We start from the raw sequence: 14104 nt of genomic DNA, 5'->3' as shown, positions 1-14104 counted from the left end.
AAAATATGTCCTTTCTCGAGTTCACAGTTCCTCCGTTCCCGGTCTTTATCGCTGCGGGAGAAGGAGTGTTCAAAAAAGGCGAAACCCATGTGAGACGGGTCTTCCCGGTGTTTGATCTGCTGTATGTGAAAGAAGGCGTCCTCTACATTACAGAAGACGAAAACGCCTTTTCCGTTGAAGCGGGAGAATATATTCTGCTTTCTCCCGGGCTTGAACATTACGGGACAAAAGGCAGTGAAGAAACGACATCCTATTCGTGGCTTCATTTTGAGGGAGCGGCTTATGAGGTGACGGAAACAACCGGGAACAACTGGTCGGAGCTGAGGCGAAAAAAAGGGAGCTTTGAAGAGCCGTCCCGCTACCGGCTGTCCCTGCCGCAAAAAGGGAAAGTGAGACGCCCGCAGTTTATGGCCGGGCAATTCAGTGTGCTGACAGATGACAGCGCCGAGAACTCCGATCTGCCGCTCAGAAAGCAGATTCTGTTTGAAGAGCTGCTGCTCCATCTTCAGAAAGAAGCGTTCCAAATCCCGTCCGCAAAGGAAAGAGTCGCATGGGAGGCCGCCCGGTACCTGCAGGAGCACTATCAGGAGAAAACAACCATCAAAGCGCTCTCTTCGGCTCTTCATTACAACCAAGACTACGTGACCCGCTGCATGCAGCAGGTGCTCGGCGTCACGCCCGGCCAGTATACGAACAAAGTCAGAATGACGGAGGCGAAACGTCTTTTGTCCGCAACCAATGACAAAATGGGGGCGATCGCGGACGCCATCGGTATGGAGGACCCAACCTATTTTTCCAAACTGTTTAAACAGATTGAAGGCATTTCGCCGCTTGAATACCGCAAATTCGTAAGCCGGAAAACGGACTGACCTAAAACCAGAGAACAAAAGAGGGATCAGTAAGCATGAAAATGACAATTTACGATGTGGCCGAAAAAGCGGGCGTCTCCAGCTATATCGGATTATGATAGATTCGAAGTAAAAAAGCAAAGGCCCGGGAGGCCTTTGCTTTTTTATGATTCGTATGAGAAAAAAATGTAGTCAGTCGGCACGCCTTTATAGCCCATTTGGTGAAGCATCGCGGTGATATTGCCGCGATGGTATGTGCCGTGATTCACAACATGCCGGATCACATCGGCATATGTCGTCTGAAGCGTCCCCAGGCGCGGATGAGAAATAGAGATCGGACCTTCCGGGTTCTCCATTTCTTTTAAAAATTCGCTGAATTCTTTGTCCAGTTCAGTCATTCTATGTTCAATCGCCTCAAAATCTCCGTCAAGCTTTTCAAATTGATCAAACTGCGAGACGATTTGTTCGAAAGTTTCTCCGTAAAGCACGTGAAGCCAAATGTAATCAGCCCGGTATATATGCACAAGCACGGCGTTCACAGTCGGAAAAACACTTTTCAGTTTCTGCTGTAAGCTGACCGCGGGCAGCGTCTTCAGATGCTGAATAACTTGCTCATTTGCCCATCTGTGGTAGTGATACAGCTTTAAAATGTCTGACATTCCAATTCCCCCTCTTCCTTCCGGTACATTCAACATGGCCTGGCCGAATTCCTTTTATCGAAACAAAAGCGCCGCAAAATAAAAAGCAGCACCCCACATCACCAATGCCGAGCATTTATTCAGGATGCCGAGGAGCCGGCCTCCTGTATCCGCCGTTTGAACGAGCCGTCCCGCGAATGCCAGTCCGGCGAACCATACCCAGGAGACCGCGATACAAGCACCGGCAAACAGCCATTTATCAATTCCCGGATAGGCGGCGGAGCTTGTGCCGATGACACTGACGGTATCCAAAATCGCATGCGGGTTCAAAAGGGATACCATGACGGCCGTGACCGCCTGTTTTTTTGCCGTGAAAACCGTTTTTCTCGCCTGTTCGGCCTGCGGTTTGCTTCTCCAAGTCTGCCAGCCTAAAAAACTGAGAAACAAAAAGCCGCCTATAAGCATGACGGTCTGAAAAACGGGAATCTCTGCAATAATCATTGACACGCCTGCGACCGCCGCGCTGATGAGAATCGTATCGCATACCGCGGCGGCAATCACTGCGGGAAACGCCTGCCACACATGTTTTTGCCAGGCTCCCTGCTGAAAAATAAACACGTTTTGCGCACCCAATGGCAAAATAAGGCCGAAAGCGAGCATCACTCCGTGAAGAATCGCATTCATTTCGTAAAACCCTCCAATCGTCAACTAAATCTCATTGTAGCCGCACTGTGTGCTGATGTCTCCGGCCATTTGGCTGGTACTTGAACCAGCCAAATGTATAATAAATAAAGAAGGAGGGATGACGTATGAACAGCTGGCGTCCGGATCGGGAGTCGCACATACCGCTTTATCTCCAGATCGAACAGCATATAAAAGAAAAAATACTTCATGGCGAATGGACCATCGGCACGAAAATTCCCTCACAAAGAAAGCTCGCCGAGGAGCTTCAGGTCAACCGAAGCACAGTGACGGCAGCAGTTGATGAGTTAATCGCCCAAGGTCTTCTGGAAGGAAAAAGAGGGGGAGGCACAAAGGTCGTCAACAATACGTGGAGCATCATGGCAGCGGCTAAGCCCCTTGATTGGAGCACATACGTTACATCGGGAAGTCATCAGCCGAATTCAGCCTTGGTTCAGGCCATTAATCAAAACGAGCCGCGTCCGGATCTGATCAGGCTGGGGACGGGTGAACTGAGTCAAGAGCTGCTGCCTGAGCAGGAGATGGCCGAACTGTTCCGTGAAGCGGGAACTAACATTTTTGCGCTCGGCTATGAAGAACCGAAGGGCAGCCTTCAGCTTCGGCAAAGCGTCGCGGAACATTTGAAAACAAAGGGGATTCACGCGTCCCCGGCATCCATCGTAATCGTCTCAGGCGCGCTGCAGGCGCTTCAGCTCATTTCAATCGGGCTGCTAAAACCAAACTCTGTCATGCTGACTGAAAACCCGTCGTATCTCCATTCCCTGCGTGTGTTTCAATCAGCGGGCGTCAGGCTTAAGGGAGTGCCGATGGATGGGAGCGGAATGAAAACGGATCATCTTCCCGCTTACCGGCGGCAATACGAAGCAGGGCTGCTGTACACCATTCCGTCATTCCATAATCCGACCGGAACGGTAATGTCACTTAAGCGGCGGAAGGAACTCATCGCGCTCGCAAGAAATCACCGTCTGCCTGTCATTGAAGATGACGCATACGGTGATTTATGGATCGATAAAGAACCGCCGCCTCCGTTAAAATCGATGGACAGTGAGGGGAATGTACTGTATATCGGCACGCTGTCAAAAACCGTAAGCCCGGGTCTGCGCATCGGATGGGTCGTCGCCCCTGAGCCGGTTGCAGACAGGCTCGCCGATATTAAAATGCAGACGGATTACGGCTCCAGTGCTTTATCTCAATGGGCGGCATGTCAATGGCTGTCAAGCGGCCGCTATGAAGCGCGCCTTTTGCGTCTCAGAAAGGAACTCAAAATCAGAAGAGATGCGGCATTGCGTTCTCTTGAAAGATACGCGGGAGATATTGCGGAGTGGCGTGTGCCGGAGGGGGGCTTTTATATTTGGGTCACTTTTCATCAAGCAATCGCCGTTCAGACGCTTTTCACCCGTGCCTTGGATGCCGGCGTGCTGATCAATCCGGGAGCTCTCTATCTTCCCGAAGACCGGCAAAGCCTGCGTCTTTCCTATTCATACGCATCCTTACCGGACTTGGAAAAAGGCATTCAAACGATAGCGGACATCGCCCGCCGTTTCGTTTAATAAAAGATCACGTCACAATGGCTCCGAGCGCTTCTGCGAATGTAACGGCATGCGCCGGAGAGATGCGGCATCCTTTCAGCTTCTCAAGTGAGACGTGCAGATGATCAAATGTGCACGTGCTGATATCCATATTAAAAAGAGACGTGCCGATAAAATTTGAGCCGTTCAAATCACAGGCGTCAAGATCTGTGTATTCAAGAACGGCATCATTCCACTCGCTTTCTGTAAGAGCGCACGTGTCAAACCGGACATGCTTCATATTGGAATAGCTGAAGGAGCTGTAATTTGCGAGGCAGTCTTCAAACCGTACATGACGCATGGCGGAATCCGCCAGATTCAAGCCGAGAAGTTTTGAATGCTGAAACGCCGTTCTATGGATGATGCTTCCGCTGAAATCAGCGTTTGAGACATCACATTTGTCAAACAGGACATCGGTACATTCCATATGTCTGAAAGAGACATCCGTAAAAACGGTGTTTCTGAAAATGACTTTTTCGGCGCGCAGGCCGTCCAGTTTGCTGTTTACGACGGCGTTTTCTATGACGACTTCTTTTATGAGGTCGTCCTGAAGCGCTTCTGTGAAAGAAAGCACCGGCAATTCTTTCGGGATTTTCGGTTTTTGGATCGTATTCATCTCATACTTCCTTTTCTGAATTAATAGCTGAAAACGGCAATTGACAGATATCGTTTTCTGCCTGCCATCCTTGCTGTTGCGTAATGTACAAAGGGTATTAAAAAAGCGGGAGGGCGTCAATAGTACCGCATATAAAAGCAGGCGTGACATTCAAGGTAATGCCCTTAGAGACATGTCCCCAAGGGCATTTGTCTGTTTCAGGCGAGTTCTTTATACATGATCACATGCGGGCCGATGCCGGGTATGTCAAAGGGGCTGCCCGTGCTTTTCCAGCCGAGCTTTTCGTAATATCCCTTTACGTGACATCTGGCGTTGCACCAGACAAGCGCCGCCCCCATATCTGCCAGTTTCCGTTCTGCATAGGCGATTAACGTGCTTCCCGCTTTTTGCGTCCGGTATTCCTCAAGCGTCGCCATGCCGCGCAGCTGATAGGCGGGCGCTGCCTGTAACGCCTGCTGGTTCTGCGGGTAGAAAGAAGCGATGCTGATCAATGTCCCGTCGTAAAAACCTCCGAGATGAAAGGCTCCTTTGACGCTGTCCTGATCATATTTACAATCCTCAATCGTCTGATGGGGGCGCAGCACGCTGTGTCTGATCGCGTATGTGTCTTCTGCGGTGATGGGTTTTACTTCAACCATGAAAAAATCCTCCTTTGCTTGATTCTTTTTCTGTATCGTACCATGAAAAAGCCGCCTGTCATATCAGGCGGCCTCTTCCGCGTCAATGCAAATATACATCAGCCCGCTTTTCATCCTTTTGCTTAATATAAGCTGCAAGCTCTGACGTCAAATCAGAACGGAGAAACGGGGTGATTAAATAAATTCCGTTAAACAGTTCGCACGCCGTGTCGAGAAGCGACTTGGCGATGGCGAGGCCTTCGGCTTTCTGCTTCCGCTTGTCTTCGCCGGCGAGCGCCATTTTTTCGCGGATGCTGTCTGACAGCTTAATGCCCGGGATTTCATGATGGATGAACTCTGCGTTGCGGCTGCTCGTTAACGGCATGATTCCGATATACACCGGTGTTTTGAGATGCTTCGTTTCATGATGAATGTCAATGAGCTGCTGCTCCGAGTAGACAGGCTGGGACACGAAGTAGTCAGCTCCGCACTCTATTTTTTTCTCCAGCCGTTTTACTGCTTTATCGAGATGGCGGACATTCGGATTAAATGCTCCGGCTACGGAAAAGTTCGTTTTCTTGCCGAGCGGTTTCCCTGATAAAGAAATGCCCTCGTTGAATTGTTTAATCAGCCTGATCAAGTCAAAGGACGTTAAATCATAGACGGAGGTAGCCCCCGGAAAGTCGCCGATTTTTGAAGGATCACCCGTGATGGCTAAAATGTCGGTGAGCCCGAGCGTATCCAGCCCCATTAAATGTGACTGAAGGCCGATGATGTTGCGGTCTCTGCATGTAATGTGAACGAGAGAACGGATATCAAGACGCTCTTTCAGCAATGAACCGCAGGCTGCATTGCTGATCCGCGGTGTCGCCAATGAATTGTCGGCGAGCGTCAGCGCTTCTATGCCGGTTTCTTTTAATTCAGCCGCCGCTTGCAGAAATTTGTCAAAATTCAATTTTTTCGGCGGATCAAGCTCTACGATAATTGACCGTTTTTGAGCGGCGATTTCGTTTAAACCCGGCTCGGTCCGTTCGTTGCGGACTGAGATGACTTCTTCTTCCCGTCTGATTTTCACTTCTTTCTCAGTGACAGGAGAAAGTCCTTGGACCGCTTCGGCCATGGCTCTGATATGGTTTGGCGTCGTACCGCAGCAGCCGCCGATAATGCGCGCGCCCTGAGTGCGGAACTGTACGGCGCTCTCCCGGAAATAGGCATCGTCCGTATCATAAACAAGCCGGCCTTCTTCTAAAGACGGAAGGCTGCTGTTCGGATAGACCGATAAATAAGCGTCACTGAAAATCGGCACTTCGGTGAGCGCTTCAATCATGTGGTACGGGCCGAGCCGGCAATTGATTCCCGTTATGTCAGCGCCGAGATCGGCAATTGACCTGAGGGCTTCCCGAAGCGGCGTTCCGTCCTGCAGCACGCCCTGTTCGTGCATGGATACGTTCAGCATAATCGGAAGTTCCGTTTCTTTTCTCGCGATCTTCAGCACTTCGCGCGCCTCTTCTAAATCATAGTATGTTTCCAGAAGCAGACCGTCCGGCTCTTCGTGCAGCAATAAATAAAGCTGCTCCCGAAAGCTGCGTTTAATCTCCTCCAGGCTGTAGGCGTTTTTGTTAAAGGTGCGGATGCCGCCCATCGTTCCCAATACATAAGCGCCGTCTGAGGAAGCGCGCGCGATTCTGACCGCCTCCTGATTGATTTTTTTCGTTTCATCCTCAAGTCCGTATCTTGAGAGCTTAATAAAATTCGCGCCGTACGTATTTGTCTGGATGATGTCTGCCCCGGCTTCCACGTAAGCCTTATGTATCCGCTTGATTTCTTCGGGCTTTGATACGTTCAGTTCCTCAAAACATCTGTCAATGCCGTAGGAATAGAGGAGAGTGCCCATCGCGCCGTCTCCGATTAAAATCCGTTCTTTTAAGTCTTGTAATAGTCCCATTGTTTGCCTCCTTCGTCACATTCAGCAAGGAAAAAAGAGAAATAAAAAAAGTCTTCTTAAGAAGAAGACTTTGTAATCATTTGTCTCTCTTCTTATCTTCCAAGCTGTTTTTAGCTTGCTGGATTTAGCACCTTGGTCATGGTTTGGGTAAACCACTACACCGGTTGCTGAAGCGTCGTCGGGCCAGTCCCTCGGCTTCTCTTGATAAGAACGTTCATGTAATTGTCATGGGTTTCCAAAACTTAACTGTGGAAATCCCTTTCTCCAAATTTACCGAAAATAGAGACAATAATCAATAGGAATCACATAATTTATCTAAAATTAATAAATTGAACGTCAATCGGCAGGTCTGCTCCGCGGACGGCTGCAATAATCTGCTGCAGATCATCTTTATTTTTTCCGGTGACGCGCACTTGGTCGTCCTGAATCTGCGACTTGACCTTCAAGCCGGAGTTTTTAATCACCGCGTTGATTTTTTTGGCGTTGTCTTTATCAATGCCCTGTACAAGCTTCGCGCGCTGGCGCACCGTGCCTCCCGAAGCATTTTCGATTTTGCCGTATTCAATGTTTTTCGTCGGCACGTCCCGTTTGATCAGCTTGCCGCTCAGCACATCTTTGAGCTGATTCAGTTTAAACTCGTCATCAGAAATCAGGACAAGCTCTTCCTTTTCTAAAGTTACATCGCTTTTCGATCCTTTAAAGTCATAGCGCGTGCCGATTTCTTTCAGCGTCATCTGAATCGCATTCTGCACTTCGGGAAATTCAACTTTGGATACAATATCAAAAGAACTTTCTTTTGCCATGAGAAAACCTCCTATAACATTTCACTTATGAGTTGATTATAGTAGAATAAAGAGAAATGTCCAACAGCATAAAGCATGAATTTATGCATGTTGGAAAAAATGAGAAAAACATCAGCCTCATACGGGCGAATCAGGAAGGACGATAACATGAGACCAGGGCAGCAGCTCACGCTTAGTATAGATCACCAAACCGATTTCGGTTATTTTTTAACCGACGGCGAGGATACGGTTCTTTTACATAACAGTGAAATCACAGAGGATATCGAAGACAGAGATGAAGTGGACGTATTTATTTACGTCGATCATCAGGAAAGACTCGCGGCGACGATGAAAAAGCCGCTCATCAGCTTTTATGACTACGGATGGGTGGAAGTGACGGACGCTGTGGAGGATATGGGCGTATTCGTCGACGTCGGTCTGTCAAAAGACGCGCTCGTCGCAACGGAGCACCTGCCTCCGTACAAATCCGTCTGGCCGCAAAAAGGCGACAGACTGTATTGCATGCTGAAGGTGACAAGCCGCGGACGCATGTTTGCCAAGCCGGCGCCTGAAGATATCATCAGTGAATTATTTACGGATGCAGAGGAAGACGTCATGAATAAAGACCTGACGGGCACGGTGTACAGACTGATTGCATCAGGCTCTTTTCTGATTACCGATGAAGGCATCCGCGCGTTTATTCACCCTTCAGAAAGAAAAGAAGAGCCGAGACTCGGCAGCCGCGTGACAGGGCGTGTCATCGAGGTGAAGGAAGACGGCTCCGTCAACATGTCACTGCTGCCGAGAAAGCAGGATGCGCTTTCGGTTGACGCGGAAGAAATTCTGACCTATCTGAGATCAAGAAACGGCGCGATGCCTTACGGAGACAAAAGCCATCCTGACGATATCCGCGAACGGTTTCATTTAAGCAAAGCCGCCTTTAAGCGGGCGCTCGGGCATCTGATGAAAAACGGCAAGGTCTATCAGGAAGACGGCTGGACATACGAAAAACAATAAATTTTCTGCAAAAACATCGGTGAACCAAAACCGATGTTTTTTATTTTCTCAAAAGCTCCTATGCCCTCATTTGTTTAACATCCTGCCGAACATACATATTTTATTGAAATAAAATATTCTGACATCCGAACCGATATATAACTATAGAAAAAAATAAAAGGAGAGTTTCAATGAGAAAAATGGCGATATTTGCGGCTGTACTGCTGATTGCGCTCAGCACGGCGGGATGTGCCGGCAAATCTGAGGAAACGGCGGCCGAAAAAACGAAAACAATCGGCATCATGCTGACAGACAACGGCCTCGGCGACCAATCATTTAATGATTCAGGCTTTCAAGGTTTGATGAAAGCGAGAGACGAGCTCGGCATCACATTTGATTATCGGGAAATAAAAGATACCGGTACATACGAAAAAGGACTGACCCAGCTTGTCCGGGAAGGCAATGATCTTGTTGTGGGGCTCGGTTACAGCATGCAGGCGGATTTAGAAAAGGTCGCCAAAAAATATCCGAAGCAGCGGTTTGTGCTGATTGATTCCGTATCAGACCTGGATAATGTCACTTCCGTCACGTTTAAAGAGGATGAAGGAAGCTTCTTAGCCGGAGCGCTGGCGGCCATGACGAGCAAAACCGGCACAATCGGATTTATCGGCGGTTCAGATGCCGACGTCATTAAACGGTTTAAAAAAGGCTATCTGAAAGGCGCGGAATCAGTCAAACCGAATATCCGCGTGCTGTCGGACATCAGCGGTACGTTTGACGATGATAAGCTCGGGAAGGGCATCGCCCAAAACATGATCCGAAAAAAAGCCGATGTCCTGTTTACGGCAGCCGGCTTCACGGGTGTCGGCGCACTGAAAGAAGCGGAGGCGCAAAAAGTATACGCCATCGGTGTTGACAGCGATCAATATTACACCGCCGAGCACGCCGTTATCTCTTCTATAGTGAAAAACGTCGACCATGTCATCTATGAATTGGCGAAAGATTTAAAAGACAACAAGGAGATCAAAAGCGGTGAGATCGTTTACGGACTGAAGGAAAACGGCATGGACTTAGCCAAGATCAGAGTTGTCAAAAACGCAGGCGGGCTGACGAAAAAGATCAAGGATATGAAAAACAGCCTGATTGAAAAAGGAGGCGATCTGAAGTGACATTACGGACAAGGCTGCTCGTTAACGCAGCCGTTACGATGATTTGCTTCGCCGCCGTCATCGGCTTTACCATCGTAAACATGATGAAGATTCAGGCTTCAAATGAAGATGAAGTGGACGCGCTGTTAAACGTCCAGGAAGCAAAAGCTGACCTTAATACGTTAAAAGAAAGCATCACCGGCTATTCCTATACGCTCGCAGACGCCCAGAAAGAAGATGTGCGAAGCTATATGAAAAGCAGCTCAGACAAACTGGCGGCGCTCAAAAAAACGATGACGGACGGTGCGGACAAAGCCGCTTATGACAAACTCGCCAAAAAATACGAATCATGGCAGGCGGAGGCGGACGCTGCTCTTGATTCGAAAAGCCCGGCTGAAGCGACAAGGACGGCGGCCCGCATCAACGGTCTTCTGAATGATATTTATATGCTGAATCTGAAAAGCCGGGATCACTATGAAGACATGCAGAAGCAGACGGCTGACCAGATTCAGTTTATCGTTTACAGCGCAGCCGTGCTGACCATCGTGATACTTGCCGTCACCGTCATATCTTCCATCAGGCTGACGAAGAGAATTGCAGGGCCGATCCGCCGCATGGCTGAAAATGCCCGTCGTATTGCAGGAGGGAACCTTGCTGTTGAAATGCTTGATTATAAAGGGAAGGACGAACTGAAAGAGCTGAATGACTCATTCGGAATGATGGCTGAACAGCTCCGCACCTTAATTCAGGCGATCGGAGAGGTCGGCCGTGAAGTCGAGACTTTCGCGGAAGGTTTGACGAAGGAAAACCAGACGCTGAAGGACATGACCGAGCAGGTGTCCGTGTCGACGGAAGAAATGGCGCAAGGCTCCCAAACCATTTCAGAAGATCTGCAGCATGCGGTGCAATTCATTGAACAAATGGATGAACATTCAAAGGAGAACGCCGAACGTTCAAAACAAACGACGAGAAGCAGCGAAGAGACGATTGCGGCGGTGGCTGCGGGGCGCGGTGCTTTAGCCGAGACCAAGCAAGCCATTGATAAAAGCAATGAGACATCAAAAGAGATTTCCGAATCCGCCGATCTCTTCATAGAGCATGCGGCAGGCATCAGTATGATGGCGCAGACCGTTTCTGACATTGCAGGCCAGACCAATCTGCTGTCATTAAACGCCGCAATCGAGGCGGCCAGAGCAGGCGAGGCCGGAAAAGGATTTGCCGTCGTTGCCGAGGAGATACGGAAGCTCGCAGACGGATCAGCCAAAGCGACCGCGCAGATTTTCGATATGGTAAAGCAAATTGAAGACGGCATCACATCTATTACCGGAGCTGTCACGACCGGCGTCGCTTTAGCGGACAGACAGCAGGAGCTGATGGAGAAAACGTCAGAATCATTCGTCCATATTGAACAAAAAGCCGCCCATATTAAAGCGGAGCTTACTCAATTGGACGGACGGATCATCGAATCGAAACAGCTTGGTGAGCAAGTGCTGCATCATGCCGAAAGCATCAGCGCCGTCGTTCAGGAAACGGCTGCGGGAAGCGAAGAGATTTCTGCCTCCGCGCTTGAGCAGCTGTCTTCTTTTCATAAAATGGCGGAAAGCGTCAATAATCTGGTGGGCCTGACAGAGCGGTTAAACGATCAGGTCCGCCGGTTTACTTTGTAACGGGCTATGCCCGCCCCCTGATTTTTGCAGCCTGACATGAGTAACTTCTGAATGAAACACAAATACTGAATATACTTGTGTTTATATTTATTCTTTTTCGTGAAAGGTGAAAAAAGATGGGAGGAATCGGGATGAATGAACAAATTCCGCATGATAAGGGTCTTGATAATAGTCTGGCTTTATTACGCGATGGATATGTATTTGTGAAAAACCGAGCGGAGAATTATCGCTCGGATGTGTTTCGCGCCCGTTTATTAGGGAAGACATTCATTTGTATGAGCGGAGCGGAAGCCGCAAAGCTTTTTTATGACACAGAACGATTTCAGCGGGAGCATGCCCTCCCCAAACGGGTGCAGAAAACGTTATTCGGAACAGGGGCAATCCAGTCAATGGACGGTGAACGGCATAAGCACAGGAAGCTTCTATTTATGTCGCTGTTGACGCCGCCCCGGCAAAAACGGCTTGCGGAAGCGGTGGCAAAACAGTGGAAAGCATCTGCGGAAATGTGGGAGGGTTCAAACCGAATTGTCCTTTTTGATGAAGCGAAGAAAGTGCTGTGCCGGGCTGCCTGTGAGTGGGCCGGCGTCCCGCTGAAAGACTCAGAAGTGAAAGAGCGGGCGCAGGATTTCACCGATATGGTAGACGCATTCGGCGCTGTCGGACCGCGTCATTGGAAAGGCAGAAGGGCGAGGCTGAAAACGGAGAAATGGATAGAGGAGGTCATTGAGGATGTGCGGTCCGGCAAGCTGCAACCGCCGGAGTGCTCAGCCTTGTATGAAATGGCTTTTCATACAGAACTTGACGGGAACAGACTTGATTCTCACATGGCTGCTGTTGAGCTTATTAATGTTCTGCGCCCGATTGCCGCCATTTCTTACTTCATTACGTTTTCAGCTCTTGCATTGCATGATTACCCTGAATATCGGTGCAAACTGAGATCGAGAAATGATCAGGAGGCCGAAAGATTTGCACATGAAGTTCGGCGGTATTACCCGTTTGCCCCGTTTTTAGGAGCCGTTGTGAAAAAAGATTTCGTATGGAAGAACTGTGAGTTTAAAAAGGGTGCATCCGTCATGCTTGACCTATATGGGACAAACCATGATTCCCGGCTTTGGGAGAATCCCAATGAATTTCGCCCGGAACGTTTTCAGGGGCGGGAGGAAAATAAATTTGATTTCATTCCCCAGGGCGGAGGTGATCCGGCTAACGGCCACCGCTGTCCGGGTGAGGGAATGACCGTGGAAGTCATGAAAACTTCCCTTGCGTTTCTTGCCAATGAAATAGAGTACGGTGTTCCGTCCCAAGATTTGAGTTTCAGCCTGTCCAGAATGCCGGCATTGCCTGAAAGCGGATTCGTGATAAGTGATGTTAGACGCATATAGAACAAAAAACAGCCCTCTATCTTCATACACAAGAGGGCTGTTTTGCTTTTACAGATGGTCCGGTTTTTTGGAATTCTGGTTTTTTCCCGCCTGCCGGTTTTTTTCGGCAAGCCGGTTCTTTTTCTGATTTACGGCGTTATTGTCCAACGGTTTTTTGTCATCATCTTTCATGCGGCAAAGCCTCCCTTCTGTCCGTTAGGATGCCCGCCCGCATTGAAATTATGGCTTCAGGAAAAAAATCGCGAGCGTGCCCGGCCCGGAGTGCGCGCCGATCGCAGAGCCGATTGAATGAAGAATGATCTCTTTCGGATGGAACGCTTCTTCAATCATTTCCTTCATCCGAAGCGCCGTCTCCTCGTTATCTGCATAGCTGATCCCCACGGTTTGATCCGCCCAATCGCCGCCTTCTTCCTTCATCATGTCTATAATCCGTTTAAACAGTTTCTTTTGTCCGCGTAATTTTTCGAGCGGCACGAGCCTGCCGTCATCCACATGCAGAATCGGTTTAATGTTCAAAAGCCCCCCGACAAAAGCGGACGTTTTTGAAATTCTGCCGCCCCGCGCGAGATAAGCGACATCATCGACCGTAAATATATGTTTCATCCGTGCGCAAAAGCTCTTTACAGACGTTTCGATTTCTTGTATTGTATTCCCGTTAACACAGAGTGTTTGCGCGTGCATCACAGCAAGGCCGCAGCCCAATGAAGCGCATTTGGAATCTACAATCCGTAAATCAAAATCGGGAAATTCCTCTTTTACTTCATTGGCGATCATTACGGCCGTCTGATAGGTGCCGGAAAGACCTGAGGAAAAGGCGATGTATATCGCCGGTTCTCCGAGTTCCGCGTATTGTAAAAATACTTTTTTTATCGTATCCGGTGATGCCTGGGATGTTTTCGGAACTTTCCCGTCCCGCATCGCTTGAAATATATGATCCGCCTGAATGGTGACCGCGTCCTCATATTCGTTTCCGTCAAGTGTTACGTGCAGCGGAATGAACCCGATCCGGTTTTCTTCAATATAAGATTTCGGCAGGTCAGAGGCGCTGTCAGCAATAAGGTGAACTGTCATCATAATTCCCTTCTTTCCGATTGGTGAGAGTGATGCCAACTATATCATATAAATGTGGCAAAATAGTGTTCAAAACTTTATTTTAAGGGAAAAGCTAATAATGAAAATGAGCGGAGGAGCAAGC

The 14104-nt window shown here is 48.9% G+C and carries 14 protein-coding genes and 1 riboswitch; of the genes, 6 read left to right on the top strand and 8 right to left on the bottom strand.

Annotation, left to right across the window (positions count from 1 at the left end; all coding sequences use genetic code 11):
* Window positions 1–5: 5 nt before the first annotated feature.
* Window positions 6–869, top strand: coding sequence for an AraC family transcriptional regulator (locus tag BZ167_RS04090; protein ID WP_007409155.1), 864 nt, complete (start codon window positions 6–8; stop codon window positions 867–869).
* A 143-nt stretch (window positions 870–1012) separates the two neighbouring features.
* Here the strand turns inward: BZ167_RS04090 and BZ167_RS04085 are convergent, their stop codons facing one another.
* Together BZ167_RS04085 and BZ167_RS04080 are read right to left on the bottom strand one after the other, a co-directional pair.
* Entirely contained in the window at window positions 1013–1507 is a 495-nt protein-coding gene (locus BZ167_RS04085) for a DinB family protein (protein WP_015239546.1), read from the bottom strand.
* A gap of 54 nt (window positions 1508–1561) precedes the next feature.
* Window positions 1562–2170, bottom strand: a complete 609-nt coding sequence (locus BZ167_RS04080; protein WP_025284538.1) for a LysE/ArgO family amino acid transporter — start codon at window positions 2168–2170, stop codon at window positions 1562–1564.
* Window positions 2171–2295: 125 nt separating this feature from the next.
* On the opposite strand from BZ167_RS04080, the gene pdxR reads away from it, so the two are divergent.
* Window positions 2296–3738: a MocR-like pyridoxine biosynthesis transcription factor PdxR gene (gene pdxR / locus BZ167_RS04075; RefSeq protein WP_060675027.1), complete on the top strand. Its 1443-nt coding sequence runs from the start codon at window positions 2296–2298 to the stop codon at window positions 3736–3738.
* Window positions 3739–3745: 7 nt separating this feature from the next.
* Here the strand turns inward: pdxR and BZ167_RS04070 are convergent, their stop codons facing one another.
* From BZ167_RS04070 to BZ167_RS04055, 4 genes are all read right to left on the bottom strand, one after another.
* Complete coding sequence (locus tag BZ167_RS04070; RefSeq protein ID WP_031378479.1) at window positions 3746–4372, bottom strand: pentapeptide repeat-containing protein; 627 nt, start codon at window positions 4370–4372, stop codon at window positions 3746–3748.
* Between the two features lie 197 nt (window positions 4373–4569).
* Window positions 4570–5010, bottom strand: coding sequence for a GNAT family N-acetyltransferase (locus tag BZ167_RS04065; RefSeq protein WP_007409151.1), 441 nt, complete (start codon window positions 5008–5010; stop codon window positions 4570–4572).
* 82 nt (window positions 5011–5092) lie between these two features.
* A complete protein-coding gene (locus BZ167_RS04060) occupies window positions 5093–6934 on the bottom strand; it encodes a bifunctional homocysteine S-methyltransferase/methylenetetrahydrofolate reductase (RefSeq protein ID WP_060675029.1) in 1842 nt (613 codons plus the stop codon).
* Between the two features lie 89 nt (window positions 6935–7023).
* Window positions 7024–7145: riboswitch (SAM riboswitch) on the bottom strand.
* Between the two features lie 100 nt (window positions 7146–7245).
* Entirely contained in the window at window positions 7246–7737 is a 492-nt protein-coding gene (locus BZ167_RS04055; protein ID WP_012117263.1) for a YajQ family cyclic di-GMP-binding protein, read from the bottom strand.
* A 99-nt stretch (window positions 7738–7836) separates the two neighbouring features.
* On the opposite strand from BZ167_RS04055, the gene BZ167_RS04050 reads away from it, so the two are divergent.
* From BZ167_RS04050 to BZ167_RS04035, 4 genes are all read left to right on the top strand, one after another.
* On the top strand, window positions 7837–8733 hold the full coding sequence (locus tag BZ167_RS04050) for a CvfB family protein (protein ID WP_170936341.1): 897 nt from the start codon (window positions 7837–7839) through the stop codon (window positions 8731–8733).
* 170 nt (window positions 8734–8903) lie between these two features.
* Entirely contained in the window at window positions 8904–9881 is a 978-nt protein-coding gene (locus BZ167_RS04045) for a BMP family lipoprotein (protein ID WP_061861337.1), read from the top strand.
* Window positions 9878–11527 (top strand): methyl-accepting chemotaxis protein, encoded by a 1650-nt coding sequence (locus BZ167_RS04040; protein WP_061861338.1) that lies wholly within the window; start codon window positions 9878–9880, stop codon window positions 11525–11527. The genes BZ167_RS04045 and BZ167_RS04040 overlap by 4 nt, the downstream gene beginning before the upstream one ends.
* Before the next feature lie 131 nt (window positions 11528–11658).
* The gene (locus BZ167_RS04035) at window positions 11659–12909 is read left to right on the top strand and encodes a CYP152 family fatty-acid peroxygenase CypC (RefSeq protein WP_061861517.1); all 1251 of its coding nucleotides are present in this window, start codon (window positions 11659–11661) and stop codon (window positions 12907–12909) included.
* A gap of 48 nt (window positions 12910–12957) precedes the next feature.
* On the opposite strand, the gene BZ167_RS20080 is transcribed toward BZ167_RS04035, so the two are convergent.
* A complete protein-coding gene (locus tag BZ167_RS20080) occupies window positions 12958–13080 on the bottom strand; it encodes a DUF3941 domain-containing protein (RefSeq protein WP_003155105.1) in 123 nt (40 codons plus the stop codon).
* A 48-nt stretch (window positions 13081–13128) separates the two neighbouring features.
* Window positions 13129–13980, bottom strand: a complete 852-nt coding sequence (locus BZ167_RS04030; protein WP_015417195.1) for a DegV family protein — start codon at window positions 13978–13980, stop codon at window positions 13129–13131.
* Between the last annotated feature and the right edge of the window lie 124 nt (window positions 13981–14104).

The organism is Bacillus sp. 275 (assembly GCF_001999205.1).
GTDB classification, from domain to species: domain Bacteria; phylum Bacillota; class Bacilli; order Bacillales; family Bacillaceae; genus Bacillus; species Bacillus velezensis.
This window is presented reverse-complemented; position numbering and strand designations above follow the sequence as displayed.